The organism is Paludibacter propionicigenes WB4 (genome assembly GCF_000183135.1).
In the GTDB taxonomy this organism is placed as follows: domain Bacteria; phylum Bacteroidota; class Bacteroidia; order Bacteroidales; family Paludibacteraceae; genus Paludibacter; species Paludibacter propionicigenes.
In genome coordinates, this window is the sequence record NC_014734.1 from 606,767 (window position 1) to 630,201 (window position 23,435).

Here is a 23,435-nt window from a genome sequence, read left to right on the forward strand (position 1 = left end):
TTTGAAGCTTTAAACTACTGTGTACGACATAGAAGAAATAAAACGATACAACTTGAACTATAAATTATTAGCCATAATTATTTGTTGTCTTCTTGCCGGTTCTTTTTCCGCTTACTCCCAAACTATTCGGGGAGTAATTTCAGACAAAGACACCGGAAAACCGATTTCGGATTTTACCGTTAGCGACTGGAAAATAAAATTGTGGGGCGTAACCAATGCTAAAGGAAGCTTTGAGCTTCGTTTAAAGAAACCGGCTACAGTAGGATTAAGCTTTTCGCATGTTGGTTATCAGTCTGTCTATGTCTCTTTAGGCAAAGTTATGAATGACACAGTTATCAGGATAGAAACGAAAAGTAAAATTACGGCATTGGCCGATGTCAATGTCACAGCACCACTACGGCGACAGGTGCTCACCCAAAGCTACTCGCAAACCAATATAGACGAAATGGTGATAGAGGAAAAAATAGCTGCTTCGCTTATCGATGTGTTGGAAGAAGTGCCCGGCATCACCAAACGCGGCGAGTATCATTCGCCCATTGTGCTGCGCGGCTTGGGTGGAAAGCGACTTCTCGTTACCGAAGATGGTAACCGCCGTATGGGAAATTTCTCGGGAAGTTTCATGGGGCAGGGAGTAAATGTCTATGATCTGGCCAAAGTGGAAGTAATTAAAGGTCCGGCATCGGTTATGTATGGCCCCGGAGCCATTACTGGCATTATCAATATGGAGACAAAATCGCCTTTTCTGCTTTCGGGTTGGCATGGTCGTGCGCTGACGTCGTACGGTACAAACAATAACGAGAAAACGGCGTTGGGCTCAGTTAATTGGGCTGATATGGATCATGCTGTAAGTTTTTCAGCTCGTTTGCGCGATGCCAATGATTACTCGGTAGGGAAAGGTCTGAAAGCCGAGAATAGTGAATATCACGACAAAGACATGCGACTATCATATACCTGGGAAGGAAATAATTCTTTATCGGCAAATGCCGAAAGCGAACTGCATCTGGGCGGTACATGGGGACGACCCGTAGGTTTCAACGGAACAAATTATATGCGGGTGTACAATCCTAATGACGACACCTGGCACAATGCCTTTACGCTGAAATGGAAGCCGGAAACCGTTCTGAAACGGATAGAAGCATCGGTATATTTTGATAAGGAAAATCGCAGGCAGATCAAAGATTCGTATGATATCGGAACTGGAAAACTGTCGTACCGCGAGGATGTGAAATACAGCAATTATTACGGTGGGTGGCGCTGTCTTTCTGTTTTGTCATTGAATAAAAAAATGGAACTGAACATCGGTACGGATGGCGTTTATTACCGCATACAGTCACCCACAGAATACACCGATTTCTTTCATACTATCAATATCAAAAACCGGGTATCAAAGGATGCAGGTGTGATGTTGGCCGGAGTTTTTGCCGAAACGGAATACAAATCGATGGATAGCAAATTAAAAATCAGAGCCGGACTTCGAGCCGATTATTCCCGAATTAATGAGGGTGATGTACACGACACTCTTCAAACCGTCGGTCGAAAAAGCAGCGTTACTGCATGGAATGGCACGGCGGGAGCTGTGTATGAGGTATCTCCCAATGTTTTTAGTTCGTTTCAAGTTGCGCGTTCGTGTCGCATGCCGGATGCTTCGGAAATGTTTATTGTCAATTCCACTTCCGATGGTGTGGTTTATGGCAATCCCAATCTGACACCCGAATACGGTTTGAACCTTGATGCCGGATTGCGTGGTGTTGTCGGATTCCTGTCCTTCGATCTGAGCATGTTTGGTAATTTTTTGCAGGACTTTATATCCATGGAATACTGGATAGGATCCGGTAAAAAAGGAATTAATTACAGCTATTACAACATTGACCGTGCGCGTATTTTTGGTGCAGAACTTTCTATAGGAACTAAATGGAAAGGATGCTTACATCCCGATAATACGTTGATGTATAACGGAATGTTTGTATTTACACAGGGTGATAAACTGACTGATGCTCCCGGTTGGTTCTCCGTTGGAGTTCCACTTCGAAATATTCCGCCGTTTAATTTTTATCAGGATATTTCACTGCGCCGATTGATTAACTCGGCTTCGTCGGTGTATGTAAGTAGCGATGTGCGGCTTTATATCACTCAAAACCGGATTGCACCCAGTGCCGATGGTGGTTATGTTTCACCCGGTTATTGTCTGTTTGGGGCTTCGGCGGGGTACAGTCACAAAGGGCGGGCATTCGATTGGGATGTGAAACTTCGGGGTGATAACCTGACTGATAATAAGTATCGACCGTTTGAATCGTTAGTATACGGCATGGGGCGAAACGTGAAGCTAATGCTGAACCTGAAGTTTTGAGAATGAACAAAGAATTGGCTTACATTTAGGTAGGATGATAATTTTATATATACAGAAAGAATTGCATAAAATCAGCTACTTACATAAAAGGCATGTTTATTGTAAAACAGGAATATTAGAGTATAAAATCAAATGACAAAAGTATAATGTCTTGATTCCTGTTCCAAATATAAAAAAAATGAAACTAATAACTATATCAGGTCCTCCGTCATCCGGAAAAACAGCCGTTTTGCTAAAGCTTATCGGCAACATGCAACAGGATGGGCACACAGCCGGTGTCATCAAGTTCGACTGCCTGTATGCCAACGAAGCGCAGCAGTTTGCCCGTATCAATGTGCCGGTTAAAGTGGGTCTTTCGGGTAATCTTTGTCCCGATCATTTTTTTGTAAGCAACATACAGGATGGCGTGGACTGGGGACTACAGCAGGGCTTCGAATATCTTTTTACGGAAAGTGCCGGACTGTGTAACCGTTGTTCGCCGCATATCAAGCATGTGCTGGCGGTCTGTGTGATCGATAATCTGATGGGAATGGACACGCCCCGAAAAATAGGACCCATGCTGCGTATGGCCGATATTGTGGTGATAACTAAAGGTGATATTGTTTCACAAGCTGAGCGCGAGGTGTTTGCTTTCCGTGTCCGTCAGGCCAATGCCAAGGCTAAAATCATGTTTGTGAACGGAATCAACGGGCAAGGCACTTTCGAACTGTCGCGCATGATGCTCGAAGCCAACGAGACTGTATCGCTGAACGACGAAAAATTGCGCTTTTCAATGCCGGCTGCGCTTTGTTCGTATTGCCTGGGCGAAACAAAAATAGGGTCGGAATATCAGGTGGGAAATTTGAAGAAAATAGGGTTTTAAACTGAAAAATGATGAATTGAAAATGAAAAATGATATTCTCCTCAAGAATTTCGTAACCCTAAAGCAGGAGATGCCTTATGTGCTGGATTTTTTCACGCATTATGGTGTTTCTTTTCAACCCGGGGATTTATCTCTTGCCGGGCAACTGGATAGCCTTCCTGCTGATTTTTTTGAAGATATTGGTATTGGGAAAGCCGAATTGATTCAAAGTTTTGAAGCTTATATGCAAAACCGGGAATTGCTGGAAACTCCGGGCAATGCGCAGCGGATTCATTCGATAACCATTATTGGCGGAAAGGATAAGAATGGAACTCCTGAAGATAAGACCTTAACCCTGAACGCGGGAAGTATTACCAGCATTGTCGGTCCGACAGGTTCGGGGAAAAGTCGTTTGTTGGCCGATATTGAGTGGTTGGCGCAGGGCGATACGCCTACCGGGCGAACGATATTGATAAACAATGAAACGCCCGATTCGGAGCTGCGTTTCTCGTTGGATCATAAATTGGTGGCGCAGCTGTCGCAAAACATGAACTTCGTGATGGATGTCACCGTGAGCGAATTTATAACTATGCATGCCGAAAGCAGAATGGTTGGGAATATTGAGTCCGTTGCACAGGAAATTATCCGGCAAGCCAACTTACTGGCAGGCGAAAGTTTCCTGCCCGAAACACCGCTAACCGCTTTGAGCGGCGGGCAATCGCGCGCATTAATGATAGCCGATACGGCTTTTCTAAGCACATCGCCTGTGGTATTGATTGACGAAATTGAAAATGCCGGAATCGACCGAAAAAAAGCATTGCAACTGCTGGTAAAAAACGAAAAAATCATCCTGATAGCCACACACGATCCTATTCTGGCTCTGATGGCTGAACAGCGACTGGTTATCAAAAACGGAGGAATTCATAAGCTTATTATCACTTCCGAAAACGAAAAAAACAATCTGTCGGCTTTGGAAGCAATTGATAATAAAATGTTGACACTGCGAAATAAACTTCGCCTTGGTGAAATTATTGAAGATACAAATTTTTAAAAACTGATAATGGAAGATATTATTATTAAACCCATTGGCATTATTCACACACCGCACACCGATGTGAAGAATATGCCTATTCAACCCATAGCTGCCGAAGGCATTCGGGGGTATATAGAATTGCTGCCCGAGTATGCGGCAGGATTAAAAGATATTGAAGGCTTTTCGCATCTCACTTTGCTCTATCGTTTCCATAAAATCGATGGGTATAAACTGGTTGTAGTGCCGTTTATGGATACCGAAGAGCGCGGGATTTTTGCCTGTAAGGCTCCCAAACGCCCCAATGCCATTGGGCTTTCCACCGTGAAACTGATCGGTGTGGAGGGCAATATCATTCACATTGAACAGGTAGATATGCTGGACGGTACGCCGCTTATTGACATTAAACCTTTTTATCCGCGCTACGACAACCGATTTGATGTAAAGTTGGGCTGGCTCGAAAAAAACAAGGATCTTCCGTTGGAAGAACTTCGGTCCGACGAACGATTTAAATAGACCCGCATGAACCCAACAGCTAAGCTACAAAGCAGGGAAGGAGGGAGGCTAACACTTATTTTTGTCGGGCTCGGTGTGTTGCTCGTTGTTTCGGTGTTGCTGTCGGCATGCCTGGGGCGCTATCCGCTTTCGGTTTCCGATTTGCTCACGTACCTGTTTACCGGACACAGTGTCGATTCTTCTTTGCCCACCGTGCTGCTCAATGTGCGTTTGCCCCGCATTATCGGTGCGCTGATAGTGGGAGCGGTGCTTGCCATTGCCGGTACGGCCTATCAGGGACTTTTTCGGAATCCTATGGTCAGTCCCGATATACTGGGCGTCAGTTCCGGTGCCGGATTTGGTGCTTCGCTTGCCATCACCCTGTCGTTGCCGCTTATCGGTGTGCAACTTATGGCTTTCTTTTTCGGGTTGCTGGCAGTGTTGCTGGCGCTTTTGGTAAGCCGGGTTATCGGTAAGAATCATGATAAAATCCTGATGCTGGTACTCTCGGGCATGGTCACCGGAGCCATTTTCAACGCGTTGATTTCGCTGATGAAATACATTGCCGACAGCGATTCTAAACTGCCCGACATCACCTTCTGGCTTATGGGTAGCCTGGCCGGCATTAGTTTCGACGAAATTAAAGTGGTGCTTCCGCTGGTGGTTGCAGGCATTATTCCCATGTTGCTGCTCGGCTGGAAACTCAATGTGCTTTCGTTTGGCGACGAGGAAGCCAAGGCGCTGGGCGTAAATACCGGGCGGCTTCGCATTATAGTTATTTGTTGTGCTTCGCTGATTACGGCTTCGGTGGTTTGCATTGCCGGACTTATCGGGTGGATAGGATTGATTGTGCCGCATTTTGCCCGTTTTCTGGTAGGCCCCAATCATAAATACCTGCTTCCGGCTTCGTGTTTGTCCGGCAGTATTTTTATGCTGTTGGTAGACGATGTGGCACGGTCGGCCACTACGCTCGAAATTCCGCTCGGCATTCTTATTTCGCTTATCGGAGCGCCTTTGTTTCTGGTATTTTTGTCCAGATCAACTAAGAAGTCGTGGTAGCCTTATAGTTACAAGTTACGAGTTACAAGTTACAAGTTACAAGTTGTGAGTTACAGGTTATAAGTTATGGGTTGTGAGTACGACATTTCTTTCAAATAAAATTTCAATAAATATTACATAGTATGAAGCTCGAAATACAAAACGGAAAGTTCGGATATGGAGGTAATGCGGTGCTGCAGGATGTGAATTTTGAACTGAACACGGGCGAAATAGTGTGTCTGCTGGGTAAAAACGGTGCTGGCAAAACCACCTTGTTTAAATCCATGTTGGGCGTTCTTAAACCTCTTTCGGGCTCCATACTGTTGAACGGAAAACCCATTGAACACTGGAATCGTCAACAGTTTGCGCGCCTGGTTGGTTACATTCCGCAAGCACGTTCGCTTCCTTTTCCATTCACGGTGATGGATGTGGTGCTGTTTGGGCGCACTGCTCACCTGTCTGCTTTCGGGTCGCCCGGTAAGCGCGACCGCATACTGGCCGGGGAGTGTATGGACTTGCTCAATATCACACACCTTCAGCACCGCACCTTTACGCACCTGAGCGGTGGCGAGCAACAGTTGGTGATTATAGCCCGTGCATTGGCTCAGCAACCCGCTTTCCTCATTATGGACGAGCCCACTTCCAGTCTGGATTTCGGAAACCAAATCAACATTATCCGGCAGGTAAATGCGCTGAAAAATAACGCACTGGGCATTATGATGGCTACACACTCGCCCGACCATGCTTTTATGTGCAATGCCAATGTGGCCGTTGTACATCAGGGCACGTTACGCAAAGCGGGGCATGCCAACGATATTATTTCGGAACAGGTACTGAAAGAAATTTACGGAGTGGATGTAAAAGTACGTCCGTTGGACGATACACGGCTGGTTTGTGTGCCGGAGGTGTAACTGTAAAATCGGCTGAACAACACTGTGGTTATTCAGCCGATTCCGTTGGCGTGTTATGAAACTGATATCGGTTTTTCGGAATGTACCTCTTTCCCTTCAAGCCTGCGGGTAGTGCGCGCTTTCAGCTCGGTTTTATAGTGTGAAATTATGTCGTTCATTTCATTGGCCGGAGTCTGGTAGTCTAACCCTTCGTACTCCAAACTGCAAAATTCAAAGGCATTGAAAAAATCATTCAATACATCATCTGTTTCGCTGCGTATAGCGCGGGTATCAACTGTTTGAATCGACGAATCTTCTTGTGTGCGTTGTAGAAACAAACTAGCAAACTGCGTATTTACCGTTCGCAGCTGGTCGAACAAAATGCGGCAGTATAATACCGATGCAGCTTCCTGCACAGCCTGACTATTATCATAGTCGGCAATCAAATCATTAAACCGTTTTGTGTTGTCGTTGTAGTTGGTGGTACCAATGTCGCGACCATGTTTGTTGATAAATCTTGTAAGCACATCCACATGTTGCGATACGCCCTGCATACTTAATCTGCCAAAAGTTTTAGCTTGTTCCGTGATGCCTAAAATCAATGTCCGGCGCTCGTTGTTCAGGTCGGAGAGTTGATTACTGATAGCACTACTAAGGTCATACGCTTTGATTTTAGCAATCTCGGGCAACGTGCCCTGTAGGCGGTCGAAAGCTTTTCTCAGATGCAATGCCTCTGCATTATACTTAAGAAAAATAGCCACAAGTTGGCTCACAAACATGCAATACTCATTGTTCCATAGATGACTTAATTGCAAACGGATAATTTTTACTTTCATGGAAAATTGTAGTTTATTTGTTAGTATTAGTAAATTATTAACGCAAATATAAATACAATTTCTGAAATGGTTAATATAAAAATAAAAATATTTTTAGTGAAATGACAAAAATTTTCACTTGAATTATCCTCATTTTCACACAACCCCGATTAACAAAGCGTTTGCGTTAATTGAGCATAATAGAAATTTTTTTTCGGTGGGTTGTCATCGCTCCGGGCGATGAGGTACTTTTTCTGCCCGCGAGCTTGCGGCGCGAGCGATGGGCAGAAGTTTAAGAGAATGACGCTTTCGGCACGAGCGATTGCTCCAACCGCTTAACATTGGTGCTTTCGGCGCTGGCGGTTGGGCAAAATTAAAAAGATTCGACCCATCGCTTGGAGCGATAAGTCGAATCTTAAAAAATGGTGCCATCGCTCGGAGCGATGGGGGGTGTATCCGTGTTAAATGTAAGAGTCTTGTAAAAAGAAAGTGTTCTCTATAATTTATAATTCAAAGATTTAAACTTGAATCAGAAATTCATTTTTAATCGTTATTGCATTTGTTCCTTTAATAATTATGTTTTCCTCTCTTTTGAGTTTTTGTAATTCAGATGGCATTAATATGAAACTTTCAAAAGGAGGTTTGTTTAATAATGGTAGAGATGCTATTAGGTAGCAAGGTTGCTGATCGGCAATTATACCTTTCTCTTTAAAATATGCCATTGTCGCAAATAATTGGCTTTTGGCTTTATTGAGATTTCTTTGTTTCTTTGGCTGTTGACAATACTTTAATTCAAGGAACAAAAGCCATGGCTTATTTACAACTGGAACATTGGGAAAACTTACACACTCGCATTGTGTCAAAGGCTTACCATCTGTATCCTGAAAAGAATTATTATCGAATTTAACAGAGCATGTTTGAATTGGCGTTGGATTTCTAATTTCAAAACTGTCAATGTCAGTCGGTTTTGTTGTGTGAATCTCAACTTCTCGTTGATTCTCTATTTGTGAAGTATAATCTGCAATAAATAAATTACAGGCATGCTCTTCTACTTGAAAATGTGGGTACGCAGCTAAAACCTTACTTTTCATCTCCATAATAATTTAGCATGGTGTAAAAATCATCCATTACTTTCCTCATTGAAGTATCAAAGTAATTATCTCCGATTAAACCATCTTCATTTTGTATATTATTGATCTTTCCATCTTCAATTTCCCAAATCGATACTAATTTGGGGTCTATCCATGCTGGTTTACATTTTAATCCGGCTTGTTCAATCTCAGGTATTTTGTCTTTTACCAAAAATCCCATCATGGAATTATTAAGAGCATATAGTATATAAGGACTATGGGTAGTTAGTGTTAATCGATGATCTCTTGCTTTATCTTTACTTTTTTCTAGTAAATAATAAACTAAATCACGTTGAGCTTCAGGGAAAAGGTTCTGTTCTGGTTCTTCAATAATGAATTGAGTATTGTGGATATTAAATAAATTGTTCGTTTTCTCGAGGTAATCACTAATCAGCGTGACAGCTTTTTTGTCTTGCGATTTCAGTAGTTCTGTAATCTCTTCATATTTATTGACAATCTCTTCATTTATTTCAGTTACTTTTTTTCCGATGAAAGGTTCAATAACTCTTTCGATACTAAGAGTATTTACTATTTTTTTCTTTTTTTCTTTTTCTTCGAAAGAAAGATTTTGCTCATTATTATACACCCAATTAGTCAGGTATTCAATCATTACAGTCATTGGGATGATAGATTGCAAACCACTTGATGCATTTGATAGTAAGATGTCATATTTGTTTACACCATCTGACACTTCTATATGATTTTCTTTAGCTTCTTCATTGAAATAGTAATCTACTCCCAATTGTAAAATTGAGATACTGTTTTCTTTTGAATATACTTTTCTTGCATCAAACCAATCGAATAAGAAGCTACGAATATTATTATTGGGCATTTCTACCTTTTCCATTTCCGGCATAATCACTATATTCCGTTCAGCAGGAATATAGGCAATTTTACTTCGTTTGTAGGCATACTTGTCTGTCCAGTCAATATTAAAAACTTGATTAGAGTAATTTATTTTAATAACATCGCTATGATAAATTATTTCAGAGTTATCTTTAAAATATCCTTTAAGTTTATGGAAAATTTCAAGTTTATCTTTAAAATATCCTTCTGCCTTATAAGCGTTTAAAGATTGATTTACAGCAACATCTTTTTCAACCCATGTGCAGTAGCTAATTATTTTTGCAATAGTACTTTTTCCACTGCTCTGTGGTCCCATAATTACATTGATTTTATTTAAATCAATAGTAATATCTTCAATCGGACCAATATTACGTATTATTATTTTATTCATAATGAGGGTTATTCTATTCTTTATTAAGATAGAACAAAAATAGTCTATTTTATCTATTCATACAAATACGGAATCACTAAAATCAATATCTTATCCAGTAGTAGATAATACATTTTTTTTGCAGAGAATTATTGTTTTCTAATTCTTACAATAAATGTATTGTCAAGCATAGAAACAAAGAAGATAGTTAACCTAATAATTGCTCGTTGGCAGTCGTGGGATTATAGCAGTGAAGGTCTGTATTTTATTACTATCAATACAGCATATCGTGAATGTTTGTTCGGTAGTATCGTTGATAAAGAAATGTATTTATCGACGTACGGGCAAATAGTGGAGGAGGAGTGGAACAAATCATTTGAAATCCGGTCGGAATTATTTTGTGATGCATTCGTCATTATGCCCAATCATATCCATGCGATATTACGTATCGAACACCCAACCGTTATTGTAGAGCCGCACGGTCGTGCGGCTTTACGTGATACCGATGCCGATACGCACGCGTCTGATGACAACAGTGGTAATTCGTATTATAAGACGCACAACCGTGCGGCTCTACGGGGTGATATCGATGCTAATATCGATACGCACAGCCGTGCGTATATACAGAAAACGGGTAATAATGGCGTTGCATTTCGTGAACCGAAATCGATATCATCATTTGTTGGTGGTTTTAAATCGATAGTTACGGCACGCATAAATACATTGCGACAAACTAAAGGACAGAAGGTTTGGCAAACCCGGTTTCACGATCATGTTATCCGCGATTACGAAGAATGTCGGCGGATAGGTGCTTATATCGATATGAACATTGCAAACTGGAATGACGACAGGTATTATGTGCAATGAATATCTAATTTGACAGTGTTTTCACTGTTATCCTGCATTGACAGTAAAAACACTGCGAATGGATTCTTTACGCTGTTTGTTAGTATTTGCCCTCTTTGCCCATTTTTTTCAGGAGCTCATTTATTTCCTTCTTTAGTTCTACCATTTTTAGCTCGCGGCTGATGGCTATGTCGTAGTACCATTGCAGTTCTTCTATCTTTTTTTGGATGATCAGTTCGTTTTCTTTGCGTTTGGTAATATCCATCGCGAATCCTTCATAATACAGTTTTTTTCCGTCCTTGTCATACACTACGCGGGTATTGGTAGATATCCATATTATTTCATTGTCTTTCCGCCTGCATTGCGATTCGAATTCCAGCACCACCTTATGTCTTTCCAGTTTTGAAAGGAAAGCGTATTGCTCATTTTCGTTTATCCATATCTGATCCCACGAGGTGATTCCCAAGTCGAAAAACTCCTGAACACTCTCGAAACCCAGTATTTTTGCCATAGCATTGTTGCAGTGAATAATATCTCCATAAAGCGAAAGTTGGAACATACCTTCTAACGCATGGTCGTATATATTTCGGTATTTTTCTTCGCTTTCTTTCAGTTGAGCTTCGGTTTTCTTCCGCTTTTCCTCTTCTTTGACAATAAGCCAGCCCTTGGTTCCGTAGGCAATAAATACCATACCGAAAACAAAAAATGTGATAATGACAATCAACAGTTTGTTTCTGAAAGATACCAACCCCTTCAGCACTTCATCTTCGTTTGTAACCACCACTATCGACCAAAAAGTATTGCGAAGATGAACCGGAACATATACGGCCAGTTTTGTTGACAGCTTCATTTTGTGTCCGTTGGCTCTGTCGTATTGGTAGGTTGCATATCCCTGCCTCCCTTTGAGCATTTCGTTTGCCATTGGAATAAAAGTGGGGAAATCCTTGAGGTTCTCGTACATCGATTTTCCAATGAACTTCGGATTTTGACTGAAAAGTTCAATACCGTTACGACTTACAACCCATGCATGTCCTGTTTTTCCAATTTTTATTTCGTTCAGGAAATGGCTTGTCACATTTCTATAATTAATCAGGACAGAAACCGATCCTTTAAAGGTTGTGCCTTTAAAAATCGGTACATGTACAGCAATTCCTTTCACACCTTCGGGAGTTTCAAAAACATCGCTAATGAGTGTTTTGCGATTTTTGAGCAGCATGCTTATATGCTTGTCAGCAGAAATATCTCTCCCTATCAATTTATTGTCGAAAGTGGTATATAAGATTACTCCTTTTTCATTCACACGGGTGATAGCTGTGATTTCGTGTATGTGGGTATCGTACAACACTTTCATCAAGTGCTTACCTTCAGCAGTATTATCTGCGACGGCTTCAACTCTTGATAACGCATCCAGCAAGCCTATCCAGGTTTCAAAATATCCCTGAATTCCACGGGCTGTTACCCTGGCATGCACCATCTGAGTTTCATTCGTGTTTTTAATGGCTGCAAGTCTGGCTTCGTTATAAAAAACATAGAACAGAAAAGCACATATAGCTCCAAAAACGATTAGAACGATCCAAAAAGCTTTTTTTGTCTTCATAGTTTATCATATTTAAACAAGCAATAATTTTCCTGCTTAGTGGCTTTTATACGTGGTTAAGCAGTAAAAAAGCAATATATATTTAAGATAATGGGTTTGCAAATATACTAATTTATTTAATATCGAGAATAATTCATGTTACAAACCAAAAGAAAAGCAGCCGGTTACAGAAAAGTAACCGACTGCAATCGAATATGCCTTAATGCTCAGAAACCTACAGAAACAATTGTTTCAGGTCTTTTTTCGTTCCGCGAAACTGATTAAAATCTACGTATCCTTTAATGCCTTTTACCTTGTATCGCTCGGTGGTTTGCCAAAATGTCCAATCGCAGTTTGGCTTACCTGCATAATCAACGATCCACAGTTTGCAGTTTGTAGGGAGATTGCCTTTTACATACATATTGTAATACTTATACGGACAATAAATAATAGGGTAAATTCCGGTTTTAATATAAACGGTGGCTATAAACTCTTTTAATTCTTTTATAACCTGCTCTTTCAGGGGCATTTTTTTAGAGAATTCAGCATCAACTACCAGCGGTAAATCACCCCGCTGATATTTAGCTACACTCAAAAAATTCTTTGCCTGATTTTTACCCGAGCTCAGATAAGTAAAGAAGTGATACGACCCCACGGGAATTTTCAGACTTCTTATTTTGTTATAGTATTCCTTGTATTTTACGTCTTGCAGGTTACTGCCTTCAGTAGCCTTTACAAATATAAAACCCAGTTCTTGCTCTTTTAGTATCGACCAGTCAATTATTTCCTGATAATGAGAAATATCAAGTCCCCAGGTAGGTGTGAGATCTTCTTGAACAGGGGTTATTACGGGAGCAATTGCTTGTGTGGTTTTCTTAGATGTAGAGCAGGATACAAGTGTAAGTATCAGTAATGCTCTTAATATATTCTTTTTTGTCGTCTGCATAATCTTCTTATAGCAATACTACAATGCGTTGCTTCTAATTAGAAAAATATTCGTTATTATGAATGAAGAAATACAGCCGACCGCATTGCTGCAACCGGCTGCTTCTAATTATTAATTATGAATTATCAATTATGCATTAATATTCATCCCAGCTCTTAATCTTTATGTCTTCGAAACTCATGGTACAGAATGCATTGATAAAGGCCGAAGCTAAACGCGCATTGGTAAACAACGGAATGTTGAAGTCAATAGCTCCACGACGAATGATATAGTCGTTTGCCAATTCTCGCTTGGATGAATTTTTCGGTATGTTGATTACCAAGTCAAATTCTTTGTTGGAAATCATCTCTTTTACATTCAAATCTCCTTCTTCATCCGGCCAATTAACGGCAGTAGACTCTACGCCGTTTTCAGCAAGGAAAAGCTGCGTTCCGCGGGTTGCAAACAATTCATAACCTTTCTTTTGTAAAGCAAGACAAGCGTCCGAAAGCTCTAACTTCGATTTTGTTTCGCCAGACGAAATCAGGATACGTTTCTTTGGAATGCGATAGCCTACCGAAAGCAGTGATTTCAGAATTGCTTCCGAGAAATCATCTCCGATACAACCTACTTCACCGGTCGAAGCCATATCTACTCCCAATACCGGGTCAGCTTGCTGCAAACGGGCGAATGAGAACTGAGAAGCTTTGATACCCACATAATCCAGATCGAAGGCAGATTTCTCAGGTTTCTCAACAGGCAAACCAAGCATTACTTTCGTAGCCAGCTCGATAAAGTTTATTTTCAACACCTTGGAAACGAATGGGAACGAACGTGACGAACGCAGGTTACATTCAATTACTTTGATATAATTATCGCGCGCCAGGAACTGAATGTTGAATGGTCCTGAGATATTCAAAGATTTTGCAATTTCGCTCGCAATTTTCTTGATTCGACGAATGGTTTCTACATAGATTTTTTGCGGAGGGAATTGCGTGGTAGCGTCACCCGAGTGAACCCCGGCAAATTCTACGTGCTCCGAAATAGCATAAACGAGTATTTCACCGTTTTTAGCTACCGCATCTATCTCAATTTCTTTACAGCGTTCTATAAATTCCGAAATTACAACCGGGTGTTTCTTAGATACATCCGTAGCCAGTTTCAGGAAGTTTTCAAGCTGAGTGGCATCGTAGCAAACATTCATGGCAGCACCCGAAAGTACATACGAAGGACGAACCAGTACAGGATAACCAATACCGTCAACAAATTCGTTTACGTCGTCGAACGTAGTCAGCTCTTTCCAACGTGGTTGGTCGATTTTAAGCGTATCCAGCATCGACGAGAATTTATGACGATCCTCGGCACGGTCGATATCTACTGCTTGTGTACCAAGTATATTCACGTTTGCTCCGGCCAGTTTCAATGCCAGGTTGTTTGGAATTTGACCTCCTGTAGAAACAATTGTTCCCATTGGATTTTCCATATCGATAATGTCCATCACACGTTCGAAACTTAATTCGTCGAAGTACAGACGGTCACACATATCGTAGTCGGTCGAAACTGTTTCAGGGTTGTAGTTGATCATTACCGAGCGGAAACCTTCCTTGCGGATAGTCATCAGCGCGTTTACACCGCACCAGTCGAACTCAACCGACGAGCCGATACGGTAAGCTCCCGAACCAAGAACCACTACAGAACGGTGGTCGCCTGTATATTTCACATCGCTGGCAGTTCCGCCGTATGTCAGGTACAAATAGTTGGTTTGTGCAGGATATTCGGCTGCAAGCGTGTCAATTTGTTTTACCACCGGAACAATGCCGCGGCTTTTGCGGTGTTCGCGGGTAAGTTTTATTTTTTCGTCAATGTCATTACTATCGCATTTGGTAACCAAGCGAGTTACCTGGAAGTCAGAGAATCCCATTTCTTTAGCGCGTCTCAGTACTGCATCTGGCAATTCATTTAGCGAATTAAATTTCTCCAGTTCATGTTCTTTTTCAACAATAGCCTGCAGTTTATAAAGGAACCAACGGTCGATTTTAGTCAGCTCATGCAGTCTGTCTACAGAATAACCGCTGTGAAGCGCCTGCGCCAGATAGAACACGCGTTTGTCGGTTGGCTGATTCAAAGCTGTATCCACATCGTCTGCATAGAAAGCTTTGTTAGCCACAAATCCGTGCATTCCAAGTCCGATCATACGCAAGCCTTTCTGGAATGCTTCTTCAAAGTTGCGACCGATAGACATAATTTCACCGACCGACTTCATACTTGAACCCAACTGACGGCTTACGCCCTGGAATTTACCTAAATCCCAACGAGGAATCTTGCAGACAATATAGTCGAGTGCAGGTTCGAAGAATGCCGAAGTGTCTTTGGTGACAGAGTTTTTCAATTCCGGTAATCCGTAACCAAGTCCCAGTTTAGCAGCCACGAAAGCTAACGGATAACCGGTTGCTTTAGAAGCCAGCGCCGAAGAGCGGCTCAAACGGGCATTTACCTCAATAACACGGTAATCTTCCGAGAATGGATCGAAGGCATATTGTACGTTACATTCACCCACAATACCAATGTGACGGATAATGCGGATAGCCAGTTCACGAAGTTTGTGATATTCACGGTTGGTAAGTGTTTGCGAAGGAGCCACAACGATACTTTCACCGGTATGAATTCCCAGTGGATCGAAGTTTTCCATATTACATACCGTAATACAGTTGTCGTACTTATCACGTACTACTTCGTATTCTATTTCCTTCCAACCTTTTAATGATTTTTCAACCAGAACCTGAGGCGAATATGCAAATGCCTTAGTAACCAGTTCTATCATTTCTGCATCATTATCGCAGAAACCACTACCCATACCGCCCAGTGCATAAGCTGCACGCACGATAACTGGGTAACCTAATTCGTTAGCTGCCCGAAGTGCATTATCGAGGTCATTAACCGCTTCACTCTTTATGTAGTTAACGTCAATTTCCGACAGTTTTTGGTTGAATATTTCGCGGTCTTCTGTATCAATAATTGATTGTACAGGAGTTCCGAGTACACGCACTCCGTATTTTTCAAAGATTTTGTTTTTGAACAATGCCACACCACAGTTAAGTGCTGTTTGTCCGCCAAATGAAAGAAAAACTCCATCTGGGCGTTCCTTTTCAATAACACGTTCTACAAATTCCGGTGTAACAGGTAGAAAGTAAACCTTATCGGCTATACCTTCCGAAGTTTGTACCGTAGCAATGTTAGGATTAATAAGTACGGTTTCAATGCCTTCTTCTTTCAATGCCTTTAAAGCCTGAGAACCAGAGTAGTCAAACTCACCCGCTTCACCAATTTTCAAAGCACCAGAACCAAGTACTAATACCTTCTTGATTTCGCCTTTATTAATTTGCTTGTCTTCGTGAGTAGTTTTAAGCTTGGCAATGCATTCTTGTTCAATCAATTCAGGAATTGTCTTATCGCTTCCTTCAAGTGTTCTGATAAACACGTCGAAAAGAAACTCTGTGTCAGTTGGCCCGGAAGAGGCTTCAGGGTGAAACTGAGCAGAGAACCAAGGTTTGGTTTTGTGGCGAATACCTTCATTAGTTCCATCGTTCATGTTTACGAACAATGGTTCCCAATCTGCACCCAATGTTTTATTATCAACGGCAAAACCATGATTTTGTGAAGTGATAAAGGCACGTTGTGTTTCTACCAATTGTACAGGTTGATTATGACTTCGGTGACCGTATTTCAGTTTGTAAGTTTTTGCTCCACCAGCTACTGAAAGCAATTGGTTACCCATACAAATACCGAAAATAGGTTTTCCGGTTTGCATAGCTGTTTGAATGTGTCGTACGGTATCTTTTGCATACTCAGGATCACCCGGACCATTTGAGATAAATAATCCGTCAAATTCAATATGGTTGAAATCGTAATCCCATGGCACACGAATTACCGTTGTATCTCTATTCAGAAGGCAGCGGATAATGTTGTGCTTAACACCACAGTCCACCAGCAAAACTCTGTGCTTTCCTATTCCATAAGTTATCACTTCATCGCAACTAACTTTAGCTACTTGGTTCTCATCATCGGGATTGATAAACTCAATATCATCACCATCGGGAAATACTAACTTTCCTCTCATGGTTCCTTTTTCACGAACCAACTTTGTCAACTCACGGGTGTCTACACCAAAAATTCCGGGGACTTTGTTTTCTACGAGCCATTCGCTGAGGCTTTTTCCTGCATTCCAATGGCTGTATTCAAAAGAAAAATCGGAAATAATCAGGCCTGTAGCTTGAATTTTTTCCGATTCATAAAAAGTAGAAAGTCCGTTTTGGATGGAATCGTTAGGAACTCCGTAATTACCAACTAAAGGAAACGTTATTGCCAGCAACTGCCCTGCGTAAGAGGGGTCGGTCAAACTTTCGGGATACCCGACCATAGCAGTGTTAAAAACAACTTCACCGGCAACCGGTTTTTCATAACCAAAGGATTTACCCTTAAAAACGGTCCCATCTTCCAAAACTAAGTGGAGAGGCTTGTACTCTTGCATATATCTTTTTTTGATTGAATTGTCTGTTTCGACTCAATTGTCCAAATTTGTGCAAAAGTACTGCTTTTTATTCTTTCCTGCAACCTGAAATATGTAAAAACGAGTATCATTTTTCAGTTTTTATTTTCAGACTTATTTGTTTGTTAATAAGCAGAATAAAAGAGAATAATTATACCAAAAGATTTATTTTTTATAAACAGACAGGATACATAAAAAAATAGGGAAAGGTTATGCACCAATCCCTAAATCATAAATCCGGTAGAATAGATTATTCCATAAGAGTCTCGGCTCTTTTTATTTTGCTTTTAGATTCTCTCCGAACTACCAAAGGAACCGACTCAATATGTACATTGCTGGTATCTAATCCATAAGCTTTGGTATCAGTAATTCCCAAATGCTTAATAATATTATAAATATTCATTGTAAATCTTTCTTTGAAATTAAATCCCTGATTTTGATTGTAAACACGATGAATAATGATAAAGCGGAAATCACCCGGGATGTTATTCTTCTTCAACGAAGGATAATTACTGGTTAAATCAAATTCTTTGTTTTCAACCAATTCATCGATTATCTGACGGAAATACAGGTTTATCAATGGTTGAACCTGAAATCCAAGTCGTATATTAACGCGATACAAAGTACCCGGGATAAGTTTCTCAAAAGTATATTCAAATGTGGTAGGATCATCTAAATGATCAATGTGCAAAATCCAATAATTATCGGCTCGCTTGGGTTGTTTGTTTATTATTGAGTAAATAATCTTGCCTTCAATATCTGTTTTGTAATTTGCTTTACTCAGGTAAACGAGGTTTGTAGAGTATTTTGATATAGTTTCATCTTTACTTACGTCGGAAATAATGTTGTAAAACGAAGCAATTTCCAGAAACTGCATGTATTTGTTTTTAATTTCTCTGGCATTATACCAAACAAACATAACACAAAATATCAGACCTGCAAGCATCACTGTAACCCAACCTCCATGCATGAATTTAAACATGTTGGCAGTAAGAAAAGATAATTCTATGATTAAAAATACTGATACAAATGGGATGATAAAAATTGTTTTGATTTTCTTTGTTTTCAGGTAGAAGCCCAATAACAGGGTGGTCATCAACATTGTAATTGTGATAGATAACCCGTAAGCTGCTTCCATGTTACTCGAAGTCTGGAAAAACAAAACTACAATAACGCAAAATATATATAAAAACCAGTTTACAAAGGGAATATACAATTGTCCTTTTACCTCCGTTGGATATTTAATACGTTGTCGTGGCCAAAAGTTTAAACTCATACCCTCGCTAAAAATAGTAAATGATCCACTTATAAGCGCCTGACTGGCAATGATAGCTGCTACAGTTGCCATTATGACTCCGAATATAAGGAAACTTTCAGGCATCAGTGCATAAAATGGATTTGTGCTCTCAGTCAATTGATTCATATGAGTCAATATCCACGCTCCCTGTCCTAAGTAATTCAATATAAGGGTTGATTTGACAAATATCCAACTGACGCGAATGTTGTTGATTCCGCAGTGACCTAAGTCAGAATAAAGAGCTTCAGCTCCGGTTGTACATAAAAATACTGCTCCCAGAATTAAAAACCAACTTGGATAATTGGCCAAAAGATGTATGGCATAATAGGGGTTGAATGCTTTCAAAATCGGAGTAAATACAAAAATTTCTTTCAGCCCGAGTATTCCCAGCATGCTAAACCAAATAACCATCATGGGCCCGAATGATTTTCCGATGACCTTAGTTCCAAATTGCTGAATAATAAACAAAAGCGAAATAATTAAAATACTGATGGGTACAACAGGCGTTTCACTGTTCAGACCTTTTAATCCTTCTATGGCTGAAACTACGGTAATAGAGGGAGTAATAATTCCATCGGCAATTAATGTACTGGCACCAATGATAGCTATCACATAGAGCCATTTTTTCTTACTTTTTCTAACCAATGCATACAATGCTAAAATACCACCTTCACCTTTATTGTCAGCGCGCAGGGTAATAAGCACATATTTTACAGTGGTTTGTAGCGTAAGTGTCCAGATTATACAAGAAACTGCCCCTATAATGTAGTTCGCATCCAGATTGGCATTAGCACCAATAATCGCTTTCATTACATATAATGGTGAAGTTCCAATATCACCATATACAATTCCCAGTGTTACAATCAGGCCTAAGAATCCTAATTTATTTGAATGTTCAGTTTTGTTGCTTTTCATTAAGCGCTCTTATTTTTACTATTTGTTTGTTTTGGTGACAAAAATATAACAATATATTCAAAAATTAATCAATAAAGATGCATTTAACCGCAAACAGTGACAAAAATATAGTATTCTGATATGTCTATAATAAGCGTCTTTCAATCAACTTTACGAATAAAAGATTACTAAAACTCTGAGGCAAAATGGAATCTGATGTTTTTAAAATCATTTTGAGCCATTTGTAGAACATAACCTGAATCAGCAAGAAAAACATCACGTCCTTCTTTGTCTTTAGCCATGTATTGGGCTTTTCGTTTTTTAAAATTATCTAATTCAGTAGCATCATCGCTTTCAATCCAGCAGGCTTTGTACAACGAAATTGGTTCCCAACGACATTGAGCATTGTATTCATGCAAAAGTCTGTATTGAATAACTTCAAACTGGAGTTGTCCTACTGTTCCAATAATCTTGCGACCGTTATATTGATTAGTAAATAATTGAGCAACACCTTCATCCATCAACTGATTAATACCTTTGTCTAATTGCTTGGTTTTCATAGGATCGGCATTTTCAATGTATTTAAACATCTCAGGAGAGAAGCTTGGAATACCTTTAAAATGTAAGTTTTCACCTCCGGTTAGTGTATCACCTATCTTAAAATTTCCGGTGTCGGGTAATCCTACAATATCGCCTGCATAAGCTTCGTCGACAGTCTCTTTTTTTTGGGCCATGAATGCTGTAGGGCTGGAAAAACGCATCATTTTACCATGGCGTATATGTTTGTAGTTTACATTTCGTTCAAATTTACCTGAGCAAATCTTGACAAATGCAATACAACTTCTGTGATTTGGATCCATGTTGGCATGAATCTTAAAAATAAAACCTGAGAAAGCTTCTTCAAAAGGATTCACTTCGCGTTCCTGGCTTTGGATAGGGCGGGGAGAAGGAGCTATTTCTACGAAACAATCCAATAATTCCTTCACTCCAAAGTTGTTTAATGCACTACCAAAAAAAACAGGAGCCAACTGTCCGGCCAGGTATTTTTCATTGTCAAACTCAGAGTAAACGCCATTAATTAATTCCATATCTTCGCGTAACTTGACGGCATTATGCTCGCCAACGTATTTCTCTAATTCCGGACTATTGATATCAGAGAAAGCCACGGATTCGCCAATGGATTGTTTGTTAGGTGTAAATAACTGGAGATTCTCTTTGTAAATATTATATACTCCTTTAAACGAGAAACCCTGATTTATGGGCCAACTTAGCGGACGAACAGCAATACCCAACTCAGCTTCAAGCTCATCCAGCAAATCAAAGGCATCTTTACCCTCGCGATCCATTTTGTTGACAAAAATCATTACAGGGGTGTTACGCATACGGCAGACTTCCATCAGTTTGCGGGTTTGTGCTTCAACACCTTTGGCTGTGTCAACCACTATAATTACGCTATCAACAGCAGTCAGCGTTCTGTAAGTATCCTCAGCAAAGTCCTGGTGTCCGGGTGTGTCAAGTATATTGATTTTGTAATCGCGATATTCAAAACCCATCACCGAAGTAGCAACAGAAATACCACGTTGCTTTTCGATTTCCATCCAGTCTGATGTAGCCGTTTTCTTTATTTTATTAGATTTAACTGCTCCGGCCACATGAATAGCACCACCAAAAAGTAAAAGCTTTTCAGTTAATGTGGTTTTACCGGCATCAGGGTGACTGATAATTGCAAAGGTTCGTCGGCGAAGTATTTCGGATTGTAAAGACATGGCAAAAAAGTTGATTTTTTATTCGGCAATTTGCTTCTTTTAAAGCGGCTGCAAAGGTACGTTTTTTAGAATGATTGTGCAAATAGCTTAAAAGATCATATCAAACTCAAAAAGTAAAGGTTGACTTGTTATAAGCCAACCTTTATGCAAAATTCAAAAACAAATGACGAAGTAGGTTTTTGAAAGAAAAATTAAAATTTAAATCCTAATGTAACAACAATATTGTTGTTTGTAGTCTTTACGCTTGCAGGTCTTACTGCTACCGCTAAACTGTTAGAATTATAGGGGTAAAACGTTTCATCTAAAATTTTGTTCATATAAGCAAAGTCAATAAACCAGCTTGCTTCGCGATATCCAAAACCGGCAGTTAAGTAATCTGTTTTATTGTTCTGAAAGTACTCAGTGTCAGTTCTGGTGGTATTAAATCTCATAAGTTTATCAGCCTGCGAATTGTTTGTTGCAGCACTTGAATGTGCGAATCCTGCACGGAAGGAGATATTGTCTGTCATTTTATATTCTCCTCCGATTTTAATGGTTTGAACATCTTTCAGCATATCTTTAATTCCAGCATTTTCATCGGAGAAAGATTGAGCATTACCATCTTGATCGTATAGTTTGGCTGTTGTATTCAGATTATAATCATATTCTGCACTAATCAAACCTTTTTGACCAATAACAACAGCACCACTGAAATTAAACTTCCACGGATTATTTAATTTATAGTTACTGTAGCCTGGGTCACTGGTTGGAGTACTTAAATTTCCTCTGATTGATGTATCATAATCAATACTCGAATAATTATTATCCGTCAAGTTGTATATGCTAGGAGTGTGTATAGACAATCCCAAGCGCAACATGTCGGTAGGTCTGATAATTGCCCCCAACTTCAAATTAAAACCTGTACCGGAAGTGTTCACAGTGCTATTGAGGGTCATTCCGCCTCCTGCTCCAAATGTTTCAGAATACCTGCTTCTGGCAGTATAATCAATTGATTGTATATTCAGTGTAGTTCCTAAATAGAATATATTGCTAAAATTACCTGACCAACCAACAGAGTATTCATCCATATATCCGGTTTCTTGTAAAGTATATGTTGGAGCAACAAGTTCATTGGATCCGAGAATCGATGTCCACGAGCTTTTACCCGCATTTACATTTTCACCTATCAGTGCACCTTCAGACGCTAGAACTGAAATCCAGGGAACATTTTTATTATCAAACGGTTCATAACTGTTAGGAACGTAAATTAAGTCTTTACTTGGAATATCTCCTGTGAAATATGCCATATAATCTGTAATAGATGACGCTGAAGAATTACTTCTGAGTGTTGAATTACGATTAAAGCTTTTTAATCTGTTGTAAGAAAAAGCCCAGTTTGAACTTAACAATCCACTTTCATCATTCATACTTCTGAATGTTGGGCTGGCCTTTATGTAGGAGAAGTTAGAAAATGTGGTATTAGTTCGATTGTCTTTTGCTGTTGTACCACTCCATACAGCATTGCTGTTTTGCAGACCGATATTAAAAGTTCCGCTTATTTCTGATGTGCGATACACACCAAGTCCTGCAGGGTTATCTTTTATTGCTGATGCATCACCACCCAATGCTCCAAAAGCACCCGCCATACCTACGTATCTTGCAGTACCATTAATATCGGACTGAATAAATTTTGAAGCGTCAAATTCTGTTTGAGCCATTAATAAAGTGCAGTTTGAAATCACTGCTAAGGCTAATATATACTTTTTCATAAGTTGTTTTTTTATTCAATGAATATATTTAGTTA

General features: G+C 40.1%; 16 protein-coding genes and 1 pseudogene. 7 read left to right on the forward strand and 10 right to left on the reverse strand.

What is annotated here, in order from left to right; all coding sequences use genetic code 11:
- The first annotated feature begins 19 nt into the window (after positions 1–19).
- The 6 genes from PALPR_RS02475 to PALPR_RS02500 all read left to right on the forward strand — a co-directional run bounded on the left by PALPR_RS02475 (position 20) and on the right by PALPR_RS02500 (position 6,662).
- Entirely contained in the window at positions 20–2,347 is a 2,328-nt protein-coding gene (locus tag PALPR_RS02475; protein WP_013444027.1) for a TonB-dependent receptor, read from the forward strand.
- A gap of 178 nt (positions 2,348–2,525) precedes the next feature.
- Positions 2,526–3,209 carry a GTP-binding protein gene (locus PALPR_RS02480; RefSeq protein WP_013444028.1) on the forward strand — a complete coding sequence of 228 codons (684 nt, stop codon included), beginning with the start codon at positions 2,526–2,528 and terminating at the stop codon, positions 3,207–3,209.
- 22 nt (positions 3,210–3,231) lie between these two features.
- The gene (locus tag PALPR_RS02485) at positions 3,232–4,239 is read left to right on the forward strand and encodes an ATP-binding cassette domain-containing protein (RefSeq protein WP_013444029.1); all 1,008 of its coding nucleotides are present in this window, start codon (positions 3,232–3,234) and stop codon (positions 4,237–4,239) included.
- Between the two features lie 9 nt (positions 4,240–4,248).
- Positions 4,249–4,734 (forward strand): tRNA (N6-threonylcarbamoyladenosine(37)-N6)-methyltransferase TrmO, encoded by a 486-nt coding sequence (gene tsaA / locus PALPR_RS02490; protein WP_013444030.1) that lies wholly within the window; start codon positions 4,249–4,251, stop codon positions 4,732–4,734.
- 6 nt (positions 4,735–4,740) lie between these two features.
- Positions 4,741–5,772: a FecCD family ABC transporter permease gene (locus PALPR_RS02495; protein ID WP_013444031.1), complete on the forward strand. Its 1,032-nt coding sequence runs from the start codon at positions 4,741–4,743 to the stop codon at positions 5,770–5,772.
- A gap of 122 nt (positions 5,773–5,894) precedes the next feature.
- Positions 5,895–6,662, forward strand: coding sequence for an ABC transporter ATP-binding protein (locus tag PALPR_RS02500; RefSeq protein ID WP_013444032.1), 768 nt, complete (start codon positions 5,895–5,897; stop codon positions 6,660–6,662).
- Positions 6,663–6,715: 53 nt separating this feature from the next.
- Here the strand turns inward: PALPR_RS02500 and PALPR_RS02505 are convergent, their stop codons facing one another.
- The 3 genes from PALPR_RS02505 to PALPR_RS02515 form a co-directional block, all read right to left on the reverse strand.
- Positions 6,716–7,477 carry a DUF6261 family protein gene (locus tag PALPR_RS02505; protein ID WP_013444033.1) on the reverse strand — a complete coding sequence of 254 codons (762 nt, stop codon included), beginning with the start codon at positions 7,475–7,477 and terminating at the stop codon, positions 6,716–6,718.
- A gap of 497 nt (positions 7,478–7,974) precedes the next feature.
- Positions 7,975–8,547: a hypothetical protein gene (locus tag PALPR_RS02510; protein ID WP_013444034.1), complete on the reverse strand. Its 573-nt coding sequence runs from the start codon at positions 8,545–8,547 to the stop codon at positions 7,975–7,977.
- Positions 8,537–9,823 carry an AAA family ATPase gene (locus tag PALPR_RS02515; RefSeq protein WP_013444035.1) on the reverse strand — a complete coding sequence of 429 codons (1,287 nt, stop codon included), beginning with the start codon at positions 9,821–9,823 and terminating at the stop codon, positions 8,537–8,539. The genes PALPR_RS02510 and PALPR_RS02515 overlap by 11 nt, the downstream gene beginning before the upstream one ends.
- Before the next feature lie 159 nt (positions 9,824–9,982).
- Between PALPR_RS02515 and PALPR_RS02520 the strand changes: the two genes are divergently transcribed.
- Positions 9,983–10,669: a transposase gene (locus PALPR_RS02520; RefSeq protein ID WP_013444036.1), complete on the forward strand. Its 687-nt coding sequence runs from the start codon at positions 9,983–9,985 to the stop codon at positions 10,667–10,669.
- Positions 10,670–10,748: 79 nt separating this feature from the next.
- Here the strand turns inward: PALPR_RS02520 and PALPR_RS02525 are convergent, their stop codons facing one another.
- The 7 genes and pseudogenes from PALPR_RS02525 to PALPR_RS02550 all read right to left on the reverse strand — a co-directional run bounded on the left by PALPR_RS02525 (position 10,749) and on the right by PALPR_RS02550 (position 23,400).
- The gene (locus PALPR_RS02525; RefSeq protein ID WP_013444037.1) at positions 10,749–12,245 is read right to left on the reverse strand and encodes a cache domain-containing protein; all 1,497 of its coding nucleotides are present in this window, start codon (positions 12,243–12,245) and stop codon (positions 10,749–10,751) included.
- A 214-nt stretch (positions 12,246–12,459) separates the two neighbouring features.
- Entirely contained in the window at positions 12,460–13,170 is a 711-nt protein-coding gene (locus PALPR_RS02530) for a glycoside hydrolase family 25 protein (protein WP_013444039.1), read from the reverse strand.
- 136 nt (positions 13,171–13,306) lie between these two features.
- Positions 13,307–16,528: a carbamoyl-phosphate synthase (glutamine-hydrolyzing) large subunit gene (gene carB / locus PALPR_RS02535; protein WP_041620601.1), complete on the reverse strand. Its 3,222-nt coding sequence runs from the start codon at positions 16,526–16,528 to the stop codon at positions 13,307–13,309.
- An 87-nt stretch (positions 16,529–16,615) separates the two neighbouring features.
- Positions 16,616–17,677 (reverse strand): annotated as a pseudogene (gene carA / locus PALPR_RS16145) (glutamine-hydrolyzing carbamoyl-phosphate synthase small subunit); the annotation flags it as partial.
- A 268-nt stretch (positions 17,678–17,945) separates the two neighbouring features.
- Positions 17,946–19,907, reverse strand: a complete 1,962-nt coding sequence (locus PALPR_RS02540) for a KUP/HAK/KT family potassium transporter (protein WP_013444041.1) — start codon at positions 19,905–19,907, stop codon at positions 17,946–17,948.
- Between the two features lie 167 nt (positions 19,908–20,074).
- The gene (locus tag PALPR_RS02545) at positions 20,075–21,652 is read right to left on the reverse strand and encodes a peptide chain release factor 3 (protein WP_013444042.1); all 1,578 of its coding nucleotides are present in this window, start codon (positions 21,650–21,652) and stop codon (positions 20,075–20,077) included.
- A 191-nt stretch (positions 21,653–21,843) separates the two neighbouring features.
- Positions 21,844–23,400: an OmpP1/FadL family transporter gene (locus PALPR_RS02550; RefSeq protein ID WP_013444043.1), complete on the reverse strand. Its 1,557-nt coding sequence runs from the start codon at positions 23,398–23,400 to the stop codon at positions 21,844–21,846.
- Between the last annotated feature and the right edge of the window lie 35 nt (positions 23,401–23,435).